Genomic DNA, 18,289 nt, shown 5'->3' on the forward strand with positions numbered 1-18,289 from the left:
AGGAGCGCACGCTTGAGCACCTCAACGAAAACCATTCTGACCGCCGCCCACTGGGGGCCGATGCTGGTCGAAACCGATGGCGAAAATGTTCTGTCGTCCCGCGGGGCACTGCCAACCCAACATCCCAACTCGTTACAGACCGTCGTTCGCGATCAGGTGCATAGCAAAACGCGCGTGCGCTGGCCGATGGTGCGTAAAGGTTTTCTGGCCTCGCCGGATAAGCCACAGGGGATCCGCGGTCAGGATGAGTTTGTTCGCGTGAGCTGGGATGACGCGCTGGCGCTGATCCACGCCCAGCATAAGCGCATTCGCGACAGCTACGGTCCGTCGTCCATTTTTGCCGGCTCCTACGGCTGGCGTTCTAACGGCGTGCTGCACAAGGCCTCGACGCTGCTGCAGCGCTACATGAGCCTGGCGGGAGGCTATACCGGCCATCTCGGGGATTACTCCACCGGCGCGGCGCAGGCGATCATGCCGTACGTCGTAGGGGGGAACGAAGTGTACCAGCAGCAGACCAGCTGGCCGCTGGTGCTGGCGCATACCGACGTGGTAGTGCTCTGGAGCGCCAACCCGCTCAATACGCTGAAAATTGCCTGGAATGCCAGCGACGAGCAGGGGATTGGGTATTTCGACGCGCTGCGCAAAAGCGGCAAGCGCATCATCTGCATTGACCCAATGCGCTCTGAAACTATGGATTTCTTCGGCGACAGCGCCGAGTGGATTGCCCCCCATATGGGCACCGACGTGGCGATGATGCTGGGGATCGCCCATACGCTGGTAGAAAACGGCTGGCACGATGTTGAATTCCTGACGCGCTGTACCACCGGCTTCGATAAATTCGCCGACTACCTGACGGGCCAATCCGATGGGGTGGCGAAAACGGCAGCGTGGGCGGCAGATATTTGCGGCGTACCTGCGGAGAAAATCCGCGAACTGGCGGCGTTGTTCCATAAAAATACCACGATGTTAATGTCCGGCTGGGGAATGCAGCGTCAGCAGTTTGGCGAGCAAAAACACTGGATGCTGGTAACGCTTGCCGCAATGCTTGGGCAGATCGGCACGCCGGGCGGAGGTTTTGGTCTCTCCTATCACTTTGCAAACGGCGGTAACCCGACGCGTAAAGCGGCGGTGCTGGCGTCTCTGCAAGGCTCGGTGCAGGGCGGCGTCGATGCCGTGGATAAAATACCGGTGGCGCGTATTGTTGAAGCCCTGGAAAACCCGGGCGGTTTCTATCAGCACAACGGTCTGGACCGCCACTTCCCGGACATTAAATTTGTCTGGTGGGCGGGCGGGTCGAACTTCACGCACCATCAGGATACCAACCGCCTGATCCGCGCCTGGCAGAAGCCGGAGCTGGTGGTGATTTCCGAGTGCTTCTGGACCGGCTCGGCTAAGCATGCAGATATTGTCCTGCCAGCGACCACCTCGTTTGAGCGTAACGATCTCACTATGACCGGCGACTACAGCAACCAGCATATGGTCCCGATGAAGCGCGTAGTGGCCCCGCGAGACGAAGCGCGTGATGATTTTGACGTGTTTGCTGAACTGAGCGAGCTGTGGGAAGCGGGCGGTCGCGAGCGTTTTACCGAAGGGAAAAGCGATCTGCAATGGCTGGAAACCTTCTACCAGATTGCCGGCCAGCGCGGCGCGGCGCAGGGCGTGACGCTTCCGCCATTTGCCGAATTCTGGGAAGCGAACCAGATCGTCGAGATGCCGGAGAGCGAACAGAACGCGAAGTTTGTCCGTTTTGCCGATTTCCGCCGCGACCCGGAGAGCCACCCGCTGAAAACCGAGAGCGGAAAGATCGTGATCTATAGCGAGCGCATCGCCAGCTTTGGCTATGCTGATTGCCCGCCACACCCTATGTGGCTCGAGCCGGACGAGTGGCACGGCAACGCCCAGCCGGAACAGCTGCAGGTGTTGTCTGCGCATCCCGCGCACCGTCTGCACAGCCAGCTTAACTATACGTCTCTGCGCGAGCAGTATGCGGTCGCCGGGCGAGAGCCGGTCACGCTGAATACCCTCGATGCGAAAGCCCGGGGGATCGCGGACGGCGACGTGGTGCGCGTCTGGAACTCGCGCGGGCAGGTGCTGGCAGGGGCGGTGGTGAGCGACGGAATTAAACCGGGCGTGATCTGCATTCATCAGGGCGCATGGCCCGACCTTGAGCCCGCCGAGGGAGGGATCTGTAAAAACGGGGCGGTTAACGTGCTGACCAAAGATCTCCCCAGCTCGAAGCTGGGGAACGGTTGCGCAGGGAACACGGCGCTGGCCTGGGTAGAAAAATATCAGGGACCCGAGCTTACCTTAACGGCGTTTGATCCGCCTGCCAGCTCATGATCCACGTCGGGTGCTGGGTATCATCCTGCCAGGCGCTGTCTTCAATGCGAAAGCCCTGAGCATGGTAGAAATTCACCGCCCGCACATTTTTCTGATATACCTCCAGGGTTAAATGCGGGAAGCGCTGCTGAACATGGTTCAGCAGCGCGCGCCCGATGCCTTTCCCGATGCATGACGGTGCGACAAACAGCGCGCCGACAAACTGAGACTGCATCACGCTGATAAATCCGTATGGCTCGCCATCCTGTTCCCAGACCCAGGTTTCCGCCGACGGCAGGTAAACGTCCCGCACCATGGCCTCGTTCTCTTTCCAGTAACCCGGCTCGATAAACGGATGCGCTTCCGTGGTGCTTTCAAGCCAGAGGCTCAGAAGCGGCGCGGTATTCTCACTTTGCCATTTGCGGATCATGATGGCCTCCCGGATGACAGAAGCAGCCGGTAACGTGGTCGTTGACCAGGCCACAGGCCTGCATAAAGGCGTAGCAGATGGTGGAACCGACAAACTTAAAGCCGCGTTTTTTCAGGGCCTTCGAGAGCGCATCCGAGGCCGGGGTAGAGGCCGGGATTTCCGCGAGCGTGGCGGCTTGGGTGACCTGCGGATCGTTGTTCACAAACGTCCAGACAAAATCTGAGAACGATTCGCCGTTTTGTTCCATCGCCAGGTAAGCGCGTGCGTTACCGATGATGGCCTGGATCTTACCGCGATGGCGGATGATGCCGGCGTCCAGCACCAGGCGTTCCACATCCTCATCGGTCATCGCGGCGACGGCGACAGGATCGAACTGGTGAAAGGCGTTGCGGTAGTTTTCGCGTTTCTTTAGTACCGTAATCCATGATAACCCCGCCTGCTGGCCCTCCAGACAGATCATCTCAAAGAGTTTTTTGCCATCCGTTTCCGGTACGCCCCATTCCCGATCGTGATAATCGATATAAAGCTGATCCTGGCTCACCCAACCGCAACGTTCCATCCGTCATCTCCCTTATTGATACTAATTTCGCAAAATTTTCATTCTGACTGGCTTGACGTGTTTACTATAAAGACAATAGTTAATACAAGGGCTATAAGCTCTTCCTGAATAACGACAAATATCGCCGAATTCGGCTCTCTCTGGGGTCGCGTTGATGATGATAAAAAAAATCAGTGGTCGCCATGCTGCTTCTGGCCTGGTGGGAATTTCAGCCTGCCTGTTCTTTTGTAATACAGCGTCTGCCTGGCAACAGGAATATATCGTTTCAGACGCCCAAAATAATACGGCGGAACGCTATACATGGGACGCGGATCACCAACCGCGTTATGAGGATATTCTTGCTGAGCGTATTCAGTCTTCGCAAAACGCGCCGGGTCTTGCCCTGAATATACCGTCTGGCAGCACGACGGAGGGGGCGATGAGCGTGGGCTGGAATTTTCCGGTTTCAGCGCGTATCACCACCGGTCCGGTAGTGGCGTGGCGGTACGACGGCACGGCTCCCATGATGATCAACGAGTTTGGTGATAGCGCGTCGACGCAGGCACTCTCCGACCCGCTCTGGCATGCCAGCGTCAGCACGCTGGGGTGGCGCGTGAATACCCAGTACGGCGATCTCCGTCCGTGGGCGCAGATTAGCTATAACCAGCAGTTTGGTGAAAACCAGTGGAAATCGCAGTTTGGCATGCCGCAAACGCCAGCCCCTGCCCAAAACGGTAGCTGGATGGACGTCACCGTGGGAACGGATATTCCATTTAATACGCACGTGGCGGCCTATGCGTCGCTGGCTCAGGGGGAGCACACCACCACCGGTGAGGAGTTTTTATACACCCTCGGCGTTAGCGCAAATTTCTAGAGTTGTTACTTTTTTAAACGTTACGATAACATCTCAAATACAACAACCACGGGCTTTACAGCGATAGCGGGTACTAACACGCTGTCACTTTATTCCCGGGCCAGGCCATTCATTCCCGATTCCAGGCATTTCATTCCGTTCCGCCTGCATTTCATGCCGTTTTACCCCAGGCGTATTAAGGTTTTGTTTATCGTTGTCCTCAGCGAACTTCCTTAATTTCTCTTGCAGGACAACTGCCATGAACACATCAACTTATAACCGCACGCGCTGGCTCACGCTCTTTGGCACCATTGTCACCCAGTTTGCGCTGGGGTCGGTCTATACCTGGAGCCTGTTTAACAGCGCGCTTTCCGATAAACTCGGCGCACCGGTCAGCCAGGTTGCGTTCTCCTTTGGTCTGCTGAGCCTGGGTCTGGCGATTTCGTCTTCCGTCGCGGGCAAGCTGCAGGAGCGTTTTGGGGTGAAGCGTGTGACCATGGCGTCCGGCATTCTGCTGGGTTTAGGCTTTTTCCTGACTGCGCATTCCAGCAACCTGATGATGCTGTGGCTGAGCGCCGGCGTGCTGGTGGGTCTGGCCGATGGCGCAGGTTACCTGCTGACCCTGTCGAACTGCGTGAAGTGGTTCCCGGAGCGTAAAGGCCTCATCTCCGCATTCGCCATCGGCTCCTATGGCCTGGGCAGCCTCGGGTTCAAATTTATCGACTCCCATCTGCTGGCGTCCGTTGGCCTCGAAAACACCTTTATGATCTGGGGCGCAATCGTGCTGGTGATGATTCTGTTCGGCGCCACGCTGATGACCGATGCGTCGCAGCAGGAGGTCAAATACGTTAACGGCGTGGTGGAGAACGACTTCACTCTCGCGCAGTCCATGCGTAAACCGCAGTACTGGATGCTGGCGGTGATGTTCCTGACGGCCTGCATGAGCGGACTTTATGTCATCGGTGTGGCGAAGGATATCGCACAGGGGATGGTGAAGCTGGATGCGGCTACGGCGGCGAATGCGGTGACGGTCATCTCCATTGCCAACCTCTCCGGTCGTCTGGTGCTCGGCATTCTGTCTGACAAAATTGCCCGCATCCGTGTGATTACGATTGGGCAGGTGGTTTCGCTGGTCGGCATGGCGGCGCTGCTGTTCGCTCCGCTGAATGAAGCCACCTTCTTTGCGGCGATTGCCTGCGTGGCCTTTAACTTCGGCGGCACGATTACCGTCTTCCCGTCACTGGTAAGCGAGTTCTTTGGCCTGAACAATCTGGCGAAAAACTACGGCGTTATCTATCTTGGCTTCGGGATCGGCAGCATCTGCGGCTCGCTGATAGCCTCTCTGTTCGGCGGGTTCTACGTGACCTTCTGCGTCATATTTGCCCTGCTGATTATCTCGCTGGCGCTCTCGACCACGATTCGCCAGCCGCAGCGTGAAGTATTCAAAGAAGCGCACGCGTAAGCAGTATGAAAGAGGCCTCTGTGGCCTCTTTTTTCTTTATGCGAGACGCTTCCCGTCTCGATATTTTGTAAAAATTTATACCGATCACACTCTCTGCTGCCACTTTTCTCTCCCGCTGTGGTCTACTTATCGCGCTTGTAGACGTTTCTAATAACGCTTCCTTACGCATTTACGTACTCTGTCCGCTTTCTCTTTGAGATTCGTCGGGTTTTTATACCCCTTCCCCCAGGGTTGTTTGCATGAAATACATTAGGTCTCTTACCCAGCAAAGATTGTGTCTGATGCTGGCTGTCTATATCGGATTATTTCTGAATGGCGCGGTACTGTTCAGAAGAGTGGAAGGTTATTTTGAACACCTTACCGTGAGTAATGGTATTTTTGCCGCCATTGAAGTGTTCGGCTCCGTCCTCGCTACCTTCTTCCTCTTACGCCTGCTGTCCCTTTTTGGCCGACGTACCTGGCAAATTTTGGCCTCGCTGGTGGTGATTATTTCCGCCGCCGCAAGCTATTACATGACCTTTATGAACGTGGTCATTGGGTACGGTATCGTTGCCTCGGTGATGACCACGGATATCGATCTCTCGAAAGAGGTGGTAGGGAAAGGCTTTATCGTCTGGACAGTTTTAACCTGTCTGATACCGCTGTTCTTTATCTGGAACAATACGTGCCGCTATACACTGTTACGCCAGCTGCGCACGCGTGGACAGCGGATCCGCAATATCGTCGTTGTCCTGCTGGCCGGACTGCTGGTATGGGCGCCAATCCGCCTGATGGAAACGCAGCAAAAACGCGTCGAAAAAGCGACGGGCGTGGATATGCCAAGCTATGGCGGCGTGGTGGCAAACTCCTATTTGCCGTCTAACTGGCTGTCAGCGTTAGGTTTGTATGCCTGGGCGCAGGCGGACGAATCCAGTGATGTGAAATCGCTGATCAATCCAACGAAAAAATTCACCTACCAGCCGCCAGCCGACGGGATTGATGATACGTACGTCGTCTTCGTCATCGGCGAAACGACGCGCTGGGATCATATGGGTATTCTCGGCTATAACCGGGACACCACGCCAAAGCTGGCGCAGGAGAAAAACCTGGTGGCTTACCGTGGCTACTCCTGCGATACCGCAACCAAGCTCTCGCTGCGCTGTATGTTTGTGCGTGAAGGCGGTGCAAGCGATAACCCGCAACGCACGCTGAAAGAGCAGAACGTGTTTGCCGTGCTGAAGCAGCTTGGGTTTAGCTCTGACCTGTTCGCGATGCAAAGTGAGATGTGGTTCTACACCAACACCCTTGCAGATAACATCGCGTACCGCGAGCAGATTGGCGCCGAGCCGCGTAACCGCGGTAAAAACGTCGACGACATGCTGCTGCTGGAAGAGATGTCGCAGTCCCTCAAGAACCATCCGCAGGGTAAGCATCTGGTTATTCTGCATACCAAAGGGTCGCATTACAGCTATTACCAGCGCTACACGCGTGATTTTGCGAAGTGGCAGCCTGAGTGCGTGGGCATTAATAAAGACTGCAGCAAGCAGGAGCTGATCAACGCCTACGATAACTCGGTGCTGTACGTGGATACCTTCCTGAGCCGGGTGATCGACCAGCTGCGCGATAAAAAAGCGATTGTGATTTACGCAGCAGACCACGGTGAATCCATCAATGAGAAAGAGCACCTGCACGGTACGCCGCGCAAGCTGGCACCGCCGGAGCAGTTCCGCGTGCCGATGATCATGTGGATGTCGGATAAGTATCTTGAAAATCCGGAGAAGGCGAAGATGTTTGCTCAGCTGAAAAAAGAGGCGGAGATGAAGGTGCCGCGCCGTCACGTTGAGCTGTACGACACCATTATGGGTTGTCTCGGCTATACCTCACCGAATGGTGGGATTAACGAAAACAACAACTGGTGTAAACTCCCTGATAACAGCGTAAAAGCCGCGCAGTAGCTGCCCTGGCGAGAATATCGCCAGTTGAATGGCTTTTTGAAAATAAGGGATTGACGGGGGCGCACCTCAGCAGTAAGATGCGCTCCGCATTCGGCGAGTAGCGCAGCTTGGTAGCGCAACTGGTTTGGGACCAGTGGGTCGGAGGTTCGAATCCTCTCTCGCCGACCACATTCTGAAAAGGGCTAACCGCAAGGTTAGCCCTTTTTGCATTATGATCTTATCCCGTCAGAGTATCCAAAACGCCCCTTAGGCCTGCTTCTCCCTGCCTGTTAACGATTTTGTGACATAATCCATTGTATTTTTTTATATATAGATTGATCTTTTTTCGCGTTGCTTATGGATAACCTCAGCATTTTTCGCTGTGCGTTTTAACGTTCGCGGTATTTAGTGCTCAGATAATCACCATTCTGCAAGAAAATTTACCCATTCTGAATAAAAGTTAATCACTGATTGTTGCGAAATATGAAGAGACTTGTGCTGCAAGATAGCGAGTAGCATAAATTTCCCTGCTGAAAACTGGCATGCATAGTTTTTTTAATCTTTGTTTGCGGTTTCTCACACTCAGCGTAAATCCCCGTCACCTGTATTGACGTTTTCACATTCTGTTGACAGATTGTAGGGCATGAGGGGCATTTCAGGGACGATCTGCGCTGCAACTCAAACGCTCTTCTGAAAGGATTCTCCATCCCTTTAAAGCCTTCGGGCATCACCGACCGGACCGGGTAAAAAATAAATAAAGGTCTGGCGGCGTAACACAACAAAGCAAAACATCACATTGGAGCAGAATAATGAGTATTTCCTTGAAGAAGTCAGGGATGCTGAAGCTTGGTCTGAGCCTGGTGGCTATGACCGTGGCAGCAAGCGTACAGGCAAAAACCCTGGTTTACTGTTCTGAAGGCTCGCCGGAAGGCTTTAACCCACAGCTCTTTACCTCTGGTACGACTTACGACGCAAGCTCTGTACCGATCTATAACCGTCTGGTTGAATTCAAAACCGGTACCACGGAAGTGATTCCGGGTCTGGCCGAGAAGTGGGACGTCAGCGAAGACGGTAAAACCTATACCTTCCACCTGCGCCAGGGCGTGAAGTGGCAGGACAGCAAAGAATTCAAACCAACGCGCGACTTTAACGCCGACGACGTTGTGTTCTCCTTCGACCGTCAGAAAAACGCTCAGAACCCGTACCACAAAGTGTCTGGCGGCAGCTATGAATACTTCGAAGGGATGGGTCTGCCAGACCTGATCGCTGAAGTGAAAAAAGTGGACGATAAAACGGTTCAGTTCGTACTGACGCGTCCGGAAGCGCCATTCCTGGCTGACCTGGCCATGGACTTCGCTTCAATTCTGTCCAAAGAGTACGCGGACAACATGCTGAAAGCCGGTACACCGGAAAAAGTTGACCTGAACCCAATCGGTACCGGTCCATTCCAGCTGCTGCAGTACCAGAAAGACTCCCGCATTCTGTATAAAGCGTTCGAAGGCTTCTGGGGCACCAAGCCGCAGATCGACCGTCTGGTCTTCTCCATCACGCCTGATGCGTCAGTACGTTATGCAAAACTGCAGAAAAACGAATGCCAGGTAATGCCGTACCCGAACCCGGCTGATATCGCCCGCATGAAGCAGGACAAGAACATCAACCTGCTGGAGCAGGCTGGCCTGAACGTGGGCTATCTCTCCTTCAACACCGAGAAGAAACCGTTTGATGACGTGAAAGTACGTCAGGCGCTGACCTACGCGGTGAACAAAGAAGCGATTATCAAGGCGGTTTACCAGGGCGCTGGCGTTGCTGCCAAAAACCTGATCCCACCAACCATGTGGGGTTATAACGACGACGTTAAAGACTACACCTACGATCCTGAGAAAGCGAAAGCGCTGCTGAAAGAAGCGGGCCAGGATAAAGGCTTTACCGTTGAGCTGTGGGCGATGCCGGTACAGCGTCCGTACAACCCGAACGCACGCCGTATGGCGGAAATGGTTCAGGCTGACTGGGCTAAAGTTGGCGTTCAGGCCAAGATTGTGACCTACGAGTGGGGCGAGTACCTGAAGCGCGCCAAAGCGGGTGAGCACCAGGCGGTAATGATGGGCTGGACCGGTGATAACGGGGATCCGGACAACTTCTTCGCCACCCTGTTCAGCTGCGCGGCGGCGAAAGACGGTTCTAACTACTCTCGCTGGTGCTACAAGCCGTTTGAAGACCTGATCCAGCCGGCGCGTGCGACCGACGATCACAACAAACGTATTGAACTGTACAAGCAGGCTCAGGTTGTTATGCACGATCAGGCTCCGGCGCTGATTGTTGCTCACTCCACCGTGTACGAGCCAGTGCGTAAAGAAGTGAAGGGCTACGTGGTTGATCCACTGGGCAAACACCACTTCGAAAACGTATCTGTTGAATAATAAGTAGGGTGTTCTCCCTCTCCCTCTGGGAGAGGGCAGGGGTGAGGGGATGCATGCACGCCCTTCACCCTAACCCTCTCCCGCCAGGAGAGGGAATTTACATTTGTGAGCAATACAGACGTCACGCCACTGGTCGTGCGTCATCAGAGAGAATCCGGGTTATGTTGCAGTTCATCCTCCGACGTCTGGGACTTGTTATCCCCACGTTTATCGGTATCACCCTTCTCACTTTTGCCTTCGTCCATATGATCCCCGGCGACCCGGTAATGATTATGGCGGGCGAGCGTGGTATTTCCCCTGAGCGCCATGCACAGCTGCTGGCGGAACTCGGTCTCGATAAGCCGATGTGGCAGCAGTACCTCCACTATATATGGGGCGTGTTGCACGGTGATTTAGGGATTTCGCTGAAAAGCCGTCTTCCGGTGTGGGACGAGTTCGTGCCGCGTTTTAAAGCGACGCTGGAGCTTGGCGTCTGCGCCATGATTTTCGCCACTGCGGTGGGTATTCCTGTTGGGGTACTGGCTGCCGTCAAGCGTGGCTCTATTTTTGACCACACCGCCGTGGGCCTGGCGCTGACCGGCTACTCCATGCCTATCTTCTGGTGGGGCATGATGCTGATCATGCTGGTATCGGTGCAGCTTAACCTGACACCGGTCTCCGGGCGCGTCAGCGATATGGTCTTCCTTGATGACTCCAACCCGCTCACCGGATTTATGCTGATCGATACGGCTATCTGGGGCGAAGAGGGCAACTTCATTGATGCCGTGGCGCACATGATCCTGCCTGCCATGGTGCTGGGCACTATTCCTCTGGCGGTGATCGTGCGAATGACCCGTTCATCGATGCTGGAAGTGCTGGGTGAGGATTATATCCGCACCGCGCGCGCAAAGGGCCTGACGCGTATGCGCGTCATCATCGTCCATGCGCTGCGTAATGCCATGCTGCCGGTGGTGACCGTTATCGGCCTCCAGGTGGGTACGTTGCTGGCGGGGGCGATCCTGACCGAAACCATCTTCTCCTGGCCGGGCCTTGGACGCTGGCTGATTGACGCGCTGCAACGCCGTGACTATCCGGTTGTGCAGGGCGGTGTACTGCTGGTCGCGACGATGATTATCCTCGTCAACCTGCTGGTCGATTTGCTGTACGGCGTGGTGAACCCGCGTATTCGTCATAAGAAGTAAGGGACCATCATGTCACAAGTCACTCAAAATAAAGTGGTCGCTGCACCGGTTCCTATGACGCCGCTGCAGGAATTCTGGCACTACTTCAAGCGCAATAAAGGCGCGGTGGTAGGGCTGGTGTATGTCGTAATCATGATCCTGATTGCGGTGTTTGCGAACTTCCTCGCACCGTATAACCCGGCGGACCAGTTCCGCGATGCGCTGCTCGCGCCGCCTGCGTGGCAGGATGGCGGTAGCCTGACGCACCTGCTGGGTACCGATGACGTGGGTCGCGACGTGCTGTCGCGTCTGATGTACGGCGCGCGCCTGTCGCTGCTGGTCGGCTGTCTCGTTGTTGTGCTGTCGCTGATCATGGGCGTTGTACTCGGCCTGGTTGCCGGTTACTTCGGCGGCATCGTTGATAACATCATCATGCGTATCGTCGATATCATGCTGGCGTTGCCAAGCCTGCTGCTGGCGCTGGTTCTGGTGGCGATCTTCGGCCCGTCGATAGGCAATGCCGCGCTGGCGTTGACCTTCGTGGCGCTCCCTCACTACGTGCGTTTAACCCGTGCGGCGGTACTGGTGGAAGTGAACCGCGATTACGTCACGGCCTCTCGCGTGGCGGGTGCCGGTGCGATGCGCCAGATGTTCGTGAATATCTTCCCTAACTGCCTGGCGCCGCTGATTGTTCAGGCGTCGCTCGGTTTCTCTAACGCCATTCTTGATATGGCCGCTCTTGGCTTCCTGGGCATGGGTGCGCAGCCGCCAACACCGGAGTGGGGCACCATGCTCTCCGACGTGTTGCAGTTCGCACAAAGCGCCTGGTGGGTTGTCACCTTCCCGGGTCTGGCAATTCTGCTGACGGTGCTGGCATTTAACCTGATGGGTGATGGCCTGCGTGATGCGCTTGATCCCAAACTGAAGCAGTAAGAGGCACGAGATGGCGTTATTAAATGTAGATAAATTATCGGTGCACTTCGGCGACGAAGGCACCCCGTTTCGCGCCGTGGACCGCATCAGCTACAGCGTAAATCAGGGCGAAGTGGTTGGCATTGTCGGGGAGTCCGGTTCCGGTAAGTCAGTGAGCTCACTGGCGATCATGGGGCTGATTGATTACCCGGGCCGCGTGATGGCGGAAAACCTGCAGTTCAACGGTCAGGATCTGAAGCGCATTTCTGAAAAACAGCGCCGCCAGCTGGTGGGCGCCGAAGTGGCGATGATTTTTCAGGATCCCATGACCAGCCTGAACCCTTGCTATACCGTTGGTTTCCAGATTATGGAAGCGATTAAGGTGCATCAGGGCGGGAATAAGAAAACCCGTCGTCAGCGCGCGATCGACCTGCTGAACCAGGTGGGTATTCCTGACCCGGCATCACGTCTGGACGTTTACCCGCACCAGCTCTCCGGTGGGATGAGCCAGCGCGTGATGATCGCGATGGCGATTGCCTGTCGACCAAAACTGCTGATTGCGGATGAACCTACGACGGCGCTGGATGTGACCATTCAGGCGCAAATCATCGAACTGCTGCTGGAGCTGCAGCAGAAAGAGAATATGGCGCTGGTGCTGATTACGCACGATCTGGCGCTGGTGGCCGAAGCCGCGCACAAAATCATCGTGATGTACGCCGGTCAGGTGGTCGAGACCGGGAATTCACACGATATATTCCGCGCGCCGCGTCATCCGTATACCCAGGCGCTTTTACGCGCGCTGCCGGAGTTTGCTCAGGACAAAGCGCGTCTGGCGTCGCTGCCGGGTGTGGTACCGGGTAAATATGACCGTCCGCAGGGCTGTCTGCTCAATCCGCGCTGCCCGTATGCGACGGACAAATGCCGGGCAGAAGAGCCAGAGCTTAACCAGCTTGCTGACGGCCGTCAGTCGAAATGCCACTACCCACTCGATGATGCCGGGAGGCCAACACTATGAGTACGCAACAGGCCACCAAGCAACAACCGCTGTTGCAGGCCATCGATCTGAAAAAATACTACCCGGTGAAGAAGGGGCTGTTTGCCCCTGAACGCCTGGTGAAAGCGCTGGACGGCGTCTCTTTTAACCTCGAACGCGGTAAAACGCTGGCGGTGGTGGGGGAGTCAGGCTGCGGCAAATCCACGCTGGGCCGTCTGCTGACGATGATTGAAGTGCCGACCGGCGGGGAGCTCTATTATCAGGGGCAGGATCTGCTCAAGCACGATCCGCAGGCGCAGAAGCTGCGTCGCCAGAAAATCCAGATTGTGTTCCAGAACCCGTATGGTTCTTTGAACCCGCGTAAAAAAGTCGGGCAGATTCTGGAAGAGCCGCTGCTGATCAACAGTAATCTGAGCAAAGAGCAGCGCCGTGAAAAAGCGCTGGCGATGATGGCGAAGGTCGGCCTCAAAACCGAGCATTACGATCGCTATCCGCACATGTTCTCCGGCGGCCAGCGTCAGCGTATCGCTATCGCCCGCGGGCTAATGCTCGATCCGGACGTGGTGATTGCCGATGAGCCGGTCTCCGCGCTCGACGTATCCGTGCGTGCGCAGGTGCTGAACCTGATGATGGATCTCCAGCAGGAGCTGGGGCTCTCTTACGTGTTCATCTCCCACGACCTGTCGGTGGTTGAGCATATTGCCGATGAAGTGATGGTGATGTACCTGGGGCGCTGCGTGGAGAAGGGGACCAAAGACCAGATCTTTAATAACCCTCGTCACCCGTATACCCAGGCGCTGCTGTCTGCGACGCCGCGTCTGAACCCGGACGATCGTCGTGAGCGTATTAAGCTGACGGGGGAACTGCCAAGCCCGCTGAATCCGCCTCCGGGATGTGCATTCAACGCCCGCTGCAGTCGCCGCTTCGGTCCGTGCACCCAGCTCCAGCCGCAGCTGAAGGATTATGGCGGCCAGCTGGTTGCCTGCTTCGCGGTCGATCAGGATGAAAATGGCGAGAAGCCACAGGCATAACGAAAAAAACCGGCGCTAAGCCGGTTTTTTTTATGTCTGCTTGATTATTTCCGCAGGCGAATCTGGTCGACGGCGTGCTTCTCGCTCTTGGTGAGGATCAGGCTTGCACGCTCGCGCGTCGGCAGGATGTTCTCTTTGAGGTTCACGTAGTTGATCTCATTCCACAGCCCCGTCGCCACGTTGATCGCTTCTTCTTCAGAAAGCTGGGCATAGTGGTGGAAATAGGAATCCGGGTCAGTGAACGCCCCCTCGCGGAACTTCAGGAAGCGGTTGATGTACCAGTTTTGCAGCAGGTCTTCCGGCGCATCGACATAAATAGAGAAATCGACGAAGTCCGAGACGAATACGTGATGCGGATCGTGAGGATAGTCCATCCCGCTTTGCAGCACGTTCAGACCTTCCAGAATCAGGATGTCCGGCTGGACCACGGTTTTATCCCCACCCGGGATGCGATCGTAGATCAGGTGTGAATAGACTGGCGCAGTCACGTGCGGCACGCCGGATTTCAGGTCAGAGACAAATTTCACCAGACGGTGCATATCATAAGAAAGCGGGAAACCTTTCTTCTTCATCAGCCCACGTTCTTTTAACACCTCGTTCGGGTGCAGGAAGCCGTCGGTGGTGATCAGCTCCACGCTGCGGTGTTCCGGCCAGCGGCTCAACAGCGCCTGCAGGACGCGCGCGGTGGTACTTTTACCCACGGCCACGCTGCCTGCGATACTAATGATATAAGGAATGCGTTGACCGTTCGTCCCGAGAAACTGCTCCAGCACGGCCTGACGGCGCAGGTTCGAGCTGATATAGAAGTTAAGCAAGCGAGAGAGGGGGAGATAAATTTCTGCCACCTCTTCCAGGGACAGATCTTCGTTTATCCCTTTTAACCGTGCGATTTCACCTTCCGTCAGCGTCATAGGGACGGAATCACGCAGGGCAGCCCACTGGCTGCGGTTAAAGTGAAGATAAGGCGTCATTAACGTTTGCTCTTTTTTGCTCATAAGCATGCTTCAGTGAGCCAGCATCACACTGCCGGATCGTGGCTCATCACACAGTTAATTTTGGACAATGGGCAGGAGGTTAACACCAGATGACGGGAATAATAAGAAAAAAGATGGAAAGCGCTGCGTTACGCGGAAGCCGTCACGCTACGGTGAATACGGTGCAAATCACGATGATATGTTGAATATTTGACCTCAAATGACTACTTTTACAGCGTCCGATACGCTGTTCGCATAAAATGTGAGCGAAAGAACGTTTTATGCAAATTTTTAGTTGCATGACCGCGCAGGTATCCATAGAATGCGCGCTACTTGATGCCGACTTAGCTCAGTAGGTAGAGCAACTGACTTGTAATCAGTAGGTCACCAGTTCGATTCCGGTAGTCGGCACCATCAAGTCCGGTGGGGTTCCCGAGCGGCCAAAGGGAGCAGACTGTAAATCTGCCGTCACAGACTTCGAAGGTTCGAATCCTTCCCCCACCACCACTTTCTGGCAGCGTAAATGCCGCCGGAGCTGGTTGGAAAAATTAGCCAGCTCAAACTGAAAAAGAGAGAAATCTCTTTTTTTGTTACAGAAAGAACTGGGTAGCCGAGTTTCAGGATGCGGGCATCGTATAATGGCTATTACCTCAGCCTTCCAAGCTGATGATGCGGGTTCGATTCCCGCTGCCCGCTCCAATACGTGCTGATATGGCTCAGTTGGTAGAGCGCACCCTTGGTAAGGGTGAGGTCCCCAGTTCGACTCTGGGTATCAGCACCACTTCACTTCTCCTTCCCGTTTCTCTCTGTTTCAATTTTACTGTATTCAACAATTCAGGCATTTCGCCTGGTTGATGTGGTGATATCACCGATTTATCCGTGTCTTAGAGGGACAATCGATGTCTAAAGAAAAGTTTGAACGTACAAAACCGCACGTTAACGTCGGTACTATCGGCCACGTTGACCATGGTAAAACAACGCTGACCGCTGCAATCACTACCGTTCTGGCAAAAACCTACGGTGGTTCTGCTCGTGCATTCGACCAGATCGATAACGCACCAGAAGAAAAAGCTCGTGGTATCACCATCAACACCTCTCACGTTGAGTACGACACCCCGACTCGCCACTACGCACACGTAGACTGCCCAGGCCACGCCGACTATGTTAAAAACATGATCACCGGTGCTGCGCAGATGGACGGCGCGATCCTGGTTGTTGCTGCGACTGACGGCCCAATGCCTCAGACTCGTGAGCACATCCTGCTGGGTCGTCAGGTAGGCGTTCCTTTCATCATCGTGTTCCTGAACAAATGCGACATGGTTGATGACGAAGAGCTGCTGGAACTGGTAGAGATGGAAGTTCGTGAACTGCTGTCTCAGTACGATTTCCCGGGCGACGACACTCCAATCGTTCGTGGTTCTGCTCTGAAAGCGCTGGAAGGCGACGCAGAGTGGGAAGCGAAAATCATCGAACTGGCTGGCTTCCTGGATTCTTACATCCCAGAACCAGAGCGTGCGATTGACAAGCCATTCCTGCTGCCAATCGAAGACGTATTCTCCATCTCCGGTCGTGGTACCGTTGTTACCGGTCGTGTAGAGCGCGGTATCATCAAAGTTGGCGAAGAAGTTGAAATCGTTGGTATCAAAGAGACTGCGAAGTCTACCTGTACTGGCGTTGAAATGTTCCGCAAACTGCTGGACGAAGGCCGTGCTGGTGAGAACGTTGGTGTTCTGCTGCGTGGTATCAAACGTGAAGAAATCGAACGTGGTCAGGTTCTGGCGAAGCCAGGCTCAATCAAGCCACACACCAAGTTCGAATCTGAAGTGTACATCCTGTCCAAAGACGAAGGCGGCCGTCATACTCCGTTCTTCAAAGGCTACCGTCCACAGTTCTACTTCCGTACAACTGACGTGACCGGTACCATCGAACTGCCAGAAGGCGTTGAGATGGTAATGCCAGGCGACAACATCAAGATGGTTGTGACTCTGATCCACCCAATCGCGATGGACGACGGTCTGCGTTTCGCAATCCGTGAAGGTGGCCGTACCGTTGGCGCGGGCGTGGTTGCTAAAGTTCTCGGCTAATCGCTGATAACATTTGACGCAATGCGCATGAAAAGGGCATCATTTGATGCCCTTTTTGCACGCTTTCACATCAGAACCTGGCTCATCAGTGATTATTTTTGTCATAATCATTGCTGAGACAGGCTCTGCAGAGAGCGTATAATCCATAAAGGGATTAGCGTTTCGATTTGGCTCGCCTCGCAATCGCGGGGTGAAATTATTTGTAGAATTCTTCTGACAGGTTGGTTTATGAGTGCGAATACCGAAGCTCAAGGGAGCGGGCGCGGCCTGGAAGCGATGAAGTGGGTCGCTGTTGCCGTGCTGCTGATTGTGGCAATCGTTGGCAACTATCTTTATCGTGACATGATGCTGCCGCTCCGCGCGCTGGCAGTGGTGATTCTGATTGCTGCAGCGGGCGGTGTCGCGCTGTTGACGACTAAGGGTAAAGCAACCGTTGCTTTCGCTCGCGAAGCACGTACCGAAGTCCGCAAGGTCATTTGGCCGACTCGCCAGGAAACATTGCACACCACGCTGATCGTGGCTGCAGTGACTGCGGTAATGTCACTGATCCTGTGGGGACTGGATGGTATTCTGGTTCGCCTGGTTTCCTTTATTACTGGCCTGAGGTTCTAAGATGTCTGAAGCCCCTAAAAAGCGTTGGTACGTCGTTCAGGCGTTTTCCGGTTTTGAAGGCCGCGTAGCAACGTCGCTGCGTGAGCATATCAAATTACACAACATGGAAGAGTTATTTGGCGAAGTTATGGTTCCGACCGAAGAAGTGGTTGAGATCCGTGGCGGCCAACGTCGCAAAAGCGAGCGTAAATTCTTCCCGGGTTACGTGCTGGTTCAGATGGTGATGAACGACGCGAGCTGGCACCTGGTGCGCAGCGTACCGCGCGTGATGGGCTTTATCGGCGGCACGTCTGACCGTCCGGCGCCAATCAGCGACAAAGAAGTTGATGCGATTATGAACCGCCTGCAGCAGGTGGGTGATAAGCCGCGTCCGAAAACGCTGTTTGAACCGGGTGAAATGGTTCGTGTTAGCGACGGTCCGTTTGCTGACTTTAACGGTGTGGTTGAAGAAGTGGACTACGAGAAGTCCCGCCTGAAAGTTTCCGTTTCTATCTTCGGTCGTGCGACCCCTGTAGAACTGGACTTTGCGCAGGTCGAAAAAGCCTAAGCAGCGATCAAAAAAGCGGCGATTTAATCGTTGCACAGGGCGC

15 protein-coding genes and 5 tRNA genes are annotated in these 18,289 nt (G+C 55.0%); 17 read left to right on the forward strand and 3 right to left on the reverse strand.

What is annotated here, in order from left to right:
• Window positions 1–60 precede the first annotated feature (60 nt).
• Window positions 61–2,340, forward strand: a complete 2,280-nt coding sequence (locus NWV12_RS00870) for a molybdopterin guanine dinucleotide-containing S/N-oxide reductase (RefSeq protein ID WP_048980590.1) — start codon at window positions 61–63, stop codon at window positions 2,338–2,340.
• Here NWV12_RS00870 and NWV12_RS00875 read toward each other — a convergent pair.
• Together NWV12_RS00875 and tag are read right to left on the reverse strand one after the other, a co-directional pair.
• A complete protein-coding gene (locus tag NWV12_RS00875) occupies window positions 2,303–2,749 on the reverse strand; it encodes an N-acetyltransferase (protein WP_032661790.1) in 447 nt (148 codons plus the stop codon). The two genes, NWV12_RS00870 and NWV12_RS00875, sit on opposite strands and share 38 nt — an antisense overlap.
• Entirely contained in the window at window positions 2,727–3,308 is a 582-nt protein-coding gene (tag, locus tag NWV12_RS00880) for a DNA-3-methyladenine glycosylase I (protein WP_047646675.1), read from the reverse strand. The genes NWV12_RS00875 and tag overlap by 23 nt, the downstream gene beginning before the upstream one ends.
• 154 nt (window positions 3,309–3,462) lie before the next feature.
• Here tag and NWV12_RS00885 point away from each other — a divergent pair, with 154 nt between their 5' ends.
• The 9 genes from NWV12_RS00885 to dppF all read left to right on the forward strand — a co-directional run bounded on the left by NWV12_RS00885 (window position 3,463) and on the right by dppF (window position 14,029).
• The gene (locus NWV12_RS00885) at window positions 3,463–4,161 is read left to right on the forward strand and encodes an autotransporter domain-containing protein (protein ID WP_048980585.1); all 699 of its coding nucleotides are present in this window, start codon (window positions 3,463–3,465) and stop codon (window positions 4,159–4,161) included.
• Between the two features lie 238 nt (window positions 4,162–4,399).
• The gene (locus tag NWV12_RS00890) at window positions 4,400–5,602 is read left to right on the forward strand and encodes an MFS transporter (protein ID WP_101744418.1); all 1,203 of its coding nucleotides are present in this window, start codon (window positions 4,400–4,402) and stop codon (window positions 5,600–5,602) included.
• 239 nt (window positions 5,603–5,841) lie between these two features.
• A complete protein-coding gene (eptB, locus tag NWV12_RS00895; protein WP_039261186.1) occupies window positions 5,842–7,536 on the forward strand; it encodes a kdo(2)-lipid A phosphoethanolamine 7''-transferase in 1,695 nt (564 codons plus the stop codon).
• A gap of 91 nt (window positions 7,537–7,627) precedes the next feature.
• A tRNA-Pro gene (locus tag NWV12_RS00900) sits at window positions 7,628–7,704 on the forward strand.
• Window positions 7,705–8,324: 620 nt separating this feature from the next.
• Complete coding sequence (gene dppA / locus NWV12_RS00905; RefSeq protein WP_039261188.1) at window positions 8,325–9,932, forward strand: dipeptide ABC transporter periplasmic-binding protein DppA; 1,608 nt, start codon at window positions 8,325–8,327, stop codon at window positions 9,930–9,932.
• Window positions 9,933–10,093: 161 nt separating this feature from the next.
• Window positions 10,094–11,113: a dipeptide ABC transporter permease DppB gene (dppB, locus tag NWV12_RS00910; RefSeq protein WP_023334097.1), complete on the forward strand. Its 1,020-nt coding sequence runs from the start codon at window positions 10,094–10,096 to the stop codon at window positions 11,111–11,113.
• A gap of 9 nt (window positions 11,114–11,122) precedes the next feature.
• Complete coding sequence (gene dppC / locus NWV12_RS00915) at window positions 11,123–12,025, forward strand: dipeptide ABC transporter permease DppC (RefSeq protein ID WP_029742039.1); 903 nt, start codon at window positions 11,123–11,125, stop codon at window positions 12,023–12,025.
• Between the two features lie 10 nt (window positions 12,026–12,035).
• Complete coding sequence (dppD, locus tag NWV12_RS00920) at window positions 12,036–13,019, forward strand: dipeptide ABC transporter ATP-binding protein (RefSeq protein WP_008502772.1); 984 nt, start codon at window positions 12,036–12,038, stop codon at window positions 13,017–13,019.
• Complete coding sequence (dppF, locus tag NWV12_RS00925) at window positions 13,016–14,029, forward strand: dipeptide ABC transporter ATP-binding subunit DppF (protein WP_048980121.1); 1,014 nt, start codon at window positions 13,016–13,018, stop codon at window positions 14,027–14,029. Before dppD ends, dppF begins: the two co-directional genes overlap by 4 nt.
• A 44-nt stretch (window positions 14,030–14,073) precedes the next feature.
• Here the strand turns inward: dppF and coaA are convergent, their stop codons facing one another.
• Window positions 14,074–15,024 carry a type I pantothenate kinase gene (gene coaA, locus NWV12_RS00930; protein ID WP_021242480.1) on the reverse strand — a complete coding sequence of 317 codons (951 nt, stop codon included), beginning with the start codon at window positions 15,022–15,024 and terminating at the stop codon, window positions 14,074–14,076.
• Between the two features lie 317 nt (window positions 15,025–15,341).
• Between coaA and NWV12_RS00935 the strand changes: the two genes are divergently transcribed.
• From NWV12_RS00935 to nusG, 7 genes are all read left to right on the forward strand, one after another.
• Window positions 15,342–15,417: transfer RNA gene (locus tag NWV12_RS00935), tRNA-Thr, on the forward strand.
• Window positions 15,418–15,425: 8 nt separating this feature from the next.
• Window positions 15,426–15,510: transfer RNA gene (locus tag NWV12_RS00940), tRNA-Tyr, on the forward strand.
• 117 nt (window positions 15,511–15,627) lie between these two features.
• Window positions 15,628–15,702: transfer RNA gene (locus NWV12_RS00945), tRNA-Gly, on the forward strand.
• 6 nt (window positions 15,703–15,708) lie between these two features.
• Window positions 15,709–15,784: transfer RNA gene (locus NWV12_RS00950), tRNA-Thr, on the forward strand.
• Between the two features lie 118 nt (window positions 15,785–15,902).
• The gene (gene tuf / locus NWV12_RS00955) at window positions 15,903–17,087 is read left to right on the forward strand and encodes an elongation factor Tu (RefSeq protein WP_023309456.1); all 1,185 of its coding nucleotides are present in this window, start codon (window positions 15,903–15,905) and stop codon (window positions 17,085–17,087) included.
• A gap of 228 nt (window positions 17,088–17,315) precedes the next feature.
• Window positions 17,316–17,699, forward strand: coding sequence for a preprotein translocase subunit SecE (gene secE / locus NWV12_RS00960; protein ID WP_014068449.1), 384 nt, complete (start codon window positions 17,316–17,318; stop codon window positions 17,697–17,699).
• A 1-nt stretch (window position 17,700) separates the two neighbouring features.
• Window positions 17,701–18,246 (forward strand): transcription termination/antitermination protein NusG, encoded by a 546-nt coding sequence (gene nusG / locus NWV12_RS00965; protein WP_002438628.1) that lies wholly within the window; start codon window positions 17,701–17,703, stop codon window positions 18,244–18,246.
• The last annotated feature ends 43 nt before the right edge of the window (window positions 18,247–18,289 follow it).

This window comes from Enterobacter sp. Crenshaw (assembly GCF_024734705.1).
In the GTDB taxonomy this organism is placed as follows: domain Bacteria; phylum Pseudomonadota; class Gammaproteobacteria; order Enterobacterales; family Enterobacteriaceae; genus Enterobacter; species Enterobacter asburiae_B.

Bases quoted from the DNA above. Each gene is read 5' to 3' on its own strand.
- NWV12_RS00870 (WP_048980590.1), top strand. From the start codon at position 61: ATGCTGGTCGAAACCGATGGCGAAAATGTTCTGTCGTCCCGCGGGGCA.
- NWV12_RS00875 (WP_032661790.1), bottom strand. From the start codon at position 2,749: ATGATCCGCAAATGGCAAAGTGAGAATACCGCGCCGCTTCTGAGCCTC.
- tag (WP_047646675.1), bottom strand. From the start codon at position 3,308: ATGGAACGTTGCGGTTGGGTGAGCCAGGATCAGCTTTATATCGATTAT.
- NWV12_RS00885 (WP_048980585.1), top strand. From the start codon at position 3,463: ATGATGATAAAAAAAATCAGTGGTCGCCATGCTGCTTCTGGCCTGGTG.
- NWV12_RS00890 (WP_101744418.1), top strand. From the start codon at position 4,400: ATGAACACATCAACTTATAACCGCACGCGCTGGCTCACGCTCTTTGGC.
- eptB (WP_039261186.1), top strand. From the start codon at position 5,842: ATGAAATACATTAGGTCTCTTACCCAGCAAAGATTGTGTCTGATGCTG.
- dppA (WP_039261188.1), top strand. From the start codon at position 8,325: ATGAGTATTTCCTTGAAGAAGTCAGGGATGCTGAAGCTTGGTCTGAGC.
- dppB (WP_023334097.1), top strand. From the start codon at position 10,094: ATGTTGCAGTTCATCCTCCGACGTCTGGGACTTGTTATCCCCACGTTT.
- dppC (WP_029742039.1), top strand. From the start codon at position 11,123: ATGTCACAAGTCACTCAAAATAAAGTGGTCGCTGCACCGGTTCCTATG.
- dppD (WP_008502772.1), top strand. From the start codon at position 12,036: ATGGCGTTATTAAATGTAGATAAATTATCGGTGCACTTCGGCGACGAA.
- dppF (WP_048980121.1), top strand. From the start codon at position 13,016: ATGAGTACGCAACAGGCCACCAAGCAACAACCGCTGTTGCAGGCCATC.
- coaA (WP_021242480.1), bottom strand. From the start codon at position 15,024: ATGAGCAAAAAAGAGCAAACGTTAATGACGCCTTATCTTCACTTTAAC.
- tuf (WP_023309456.1), top strand. From the start codon at position 15,903: ATGTCTAAAGAAAAGTTTGAACGTACAAAACCGCACGTTAACGTCGGT.
- secE (WP_014068449.1), top strand. From the start codon at position 17,316: ATGAGTGCGAATACCGAAGCTCAAGGGAGCGGGCGCGGCCTGGAAGCG.
- nusG (WP_002438628.1), top strand. From the start codon at position 17,701: ATGTCTGAAGCCCCTAAAAAGCGTTGGTACGTCGTTCAGGCGTTTTCC.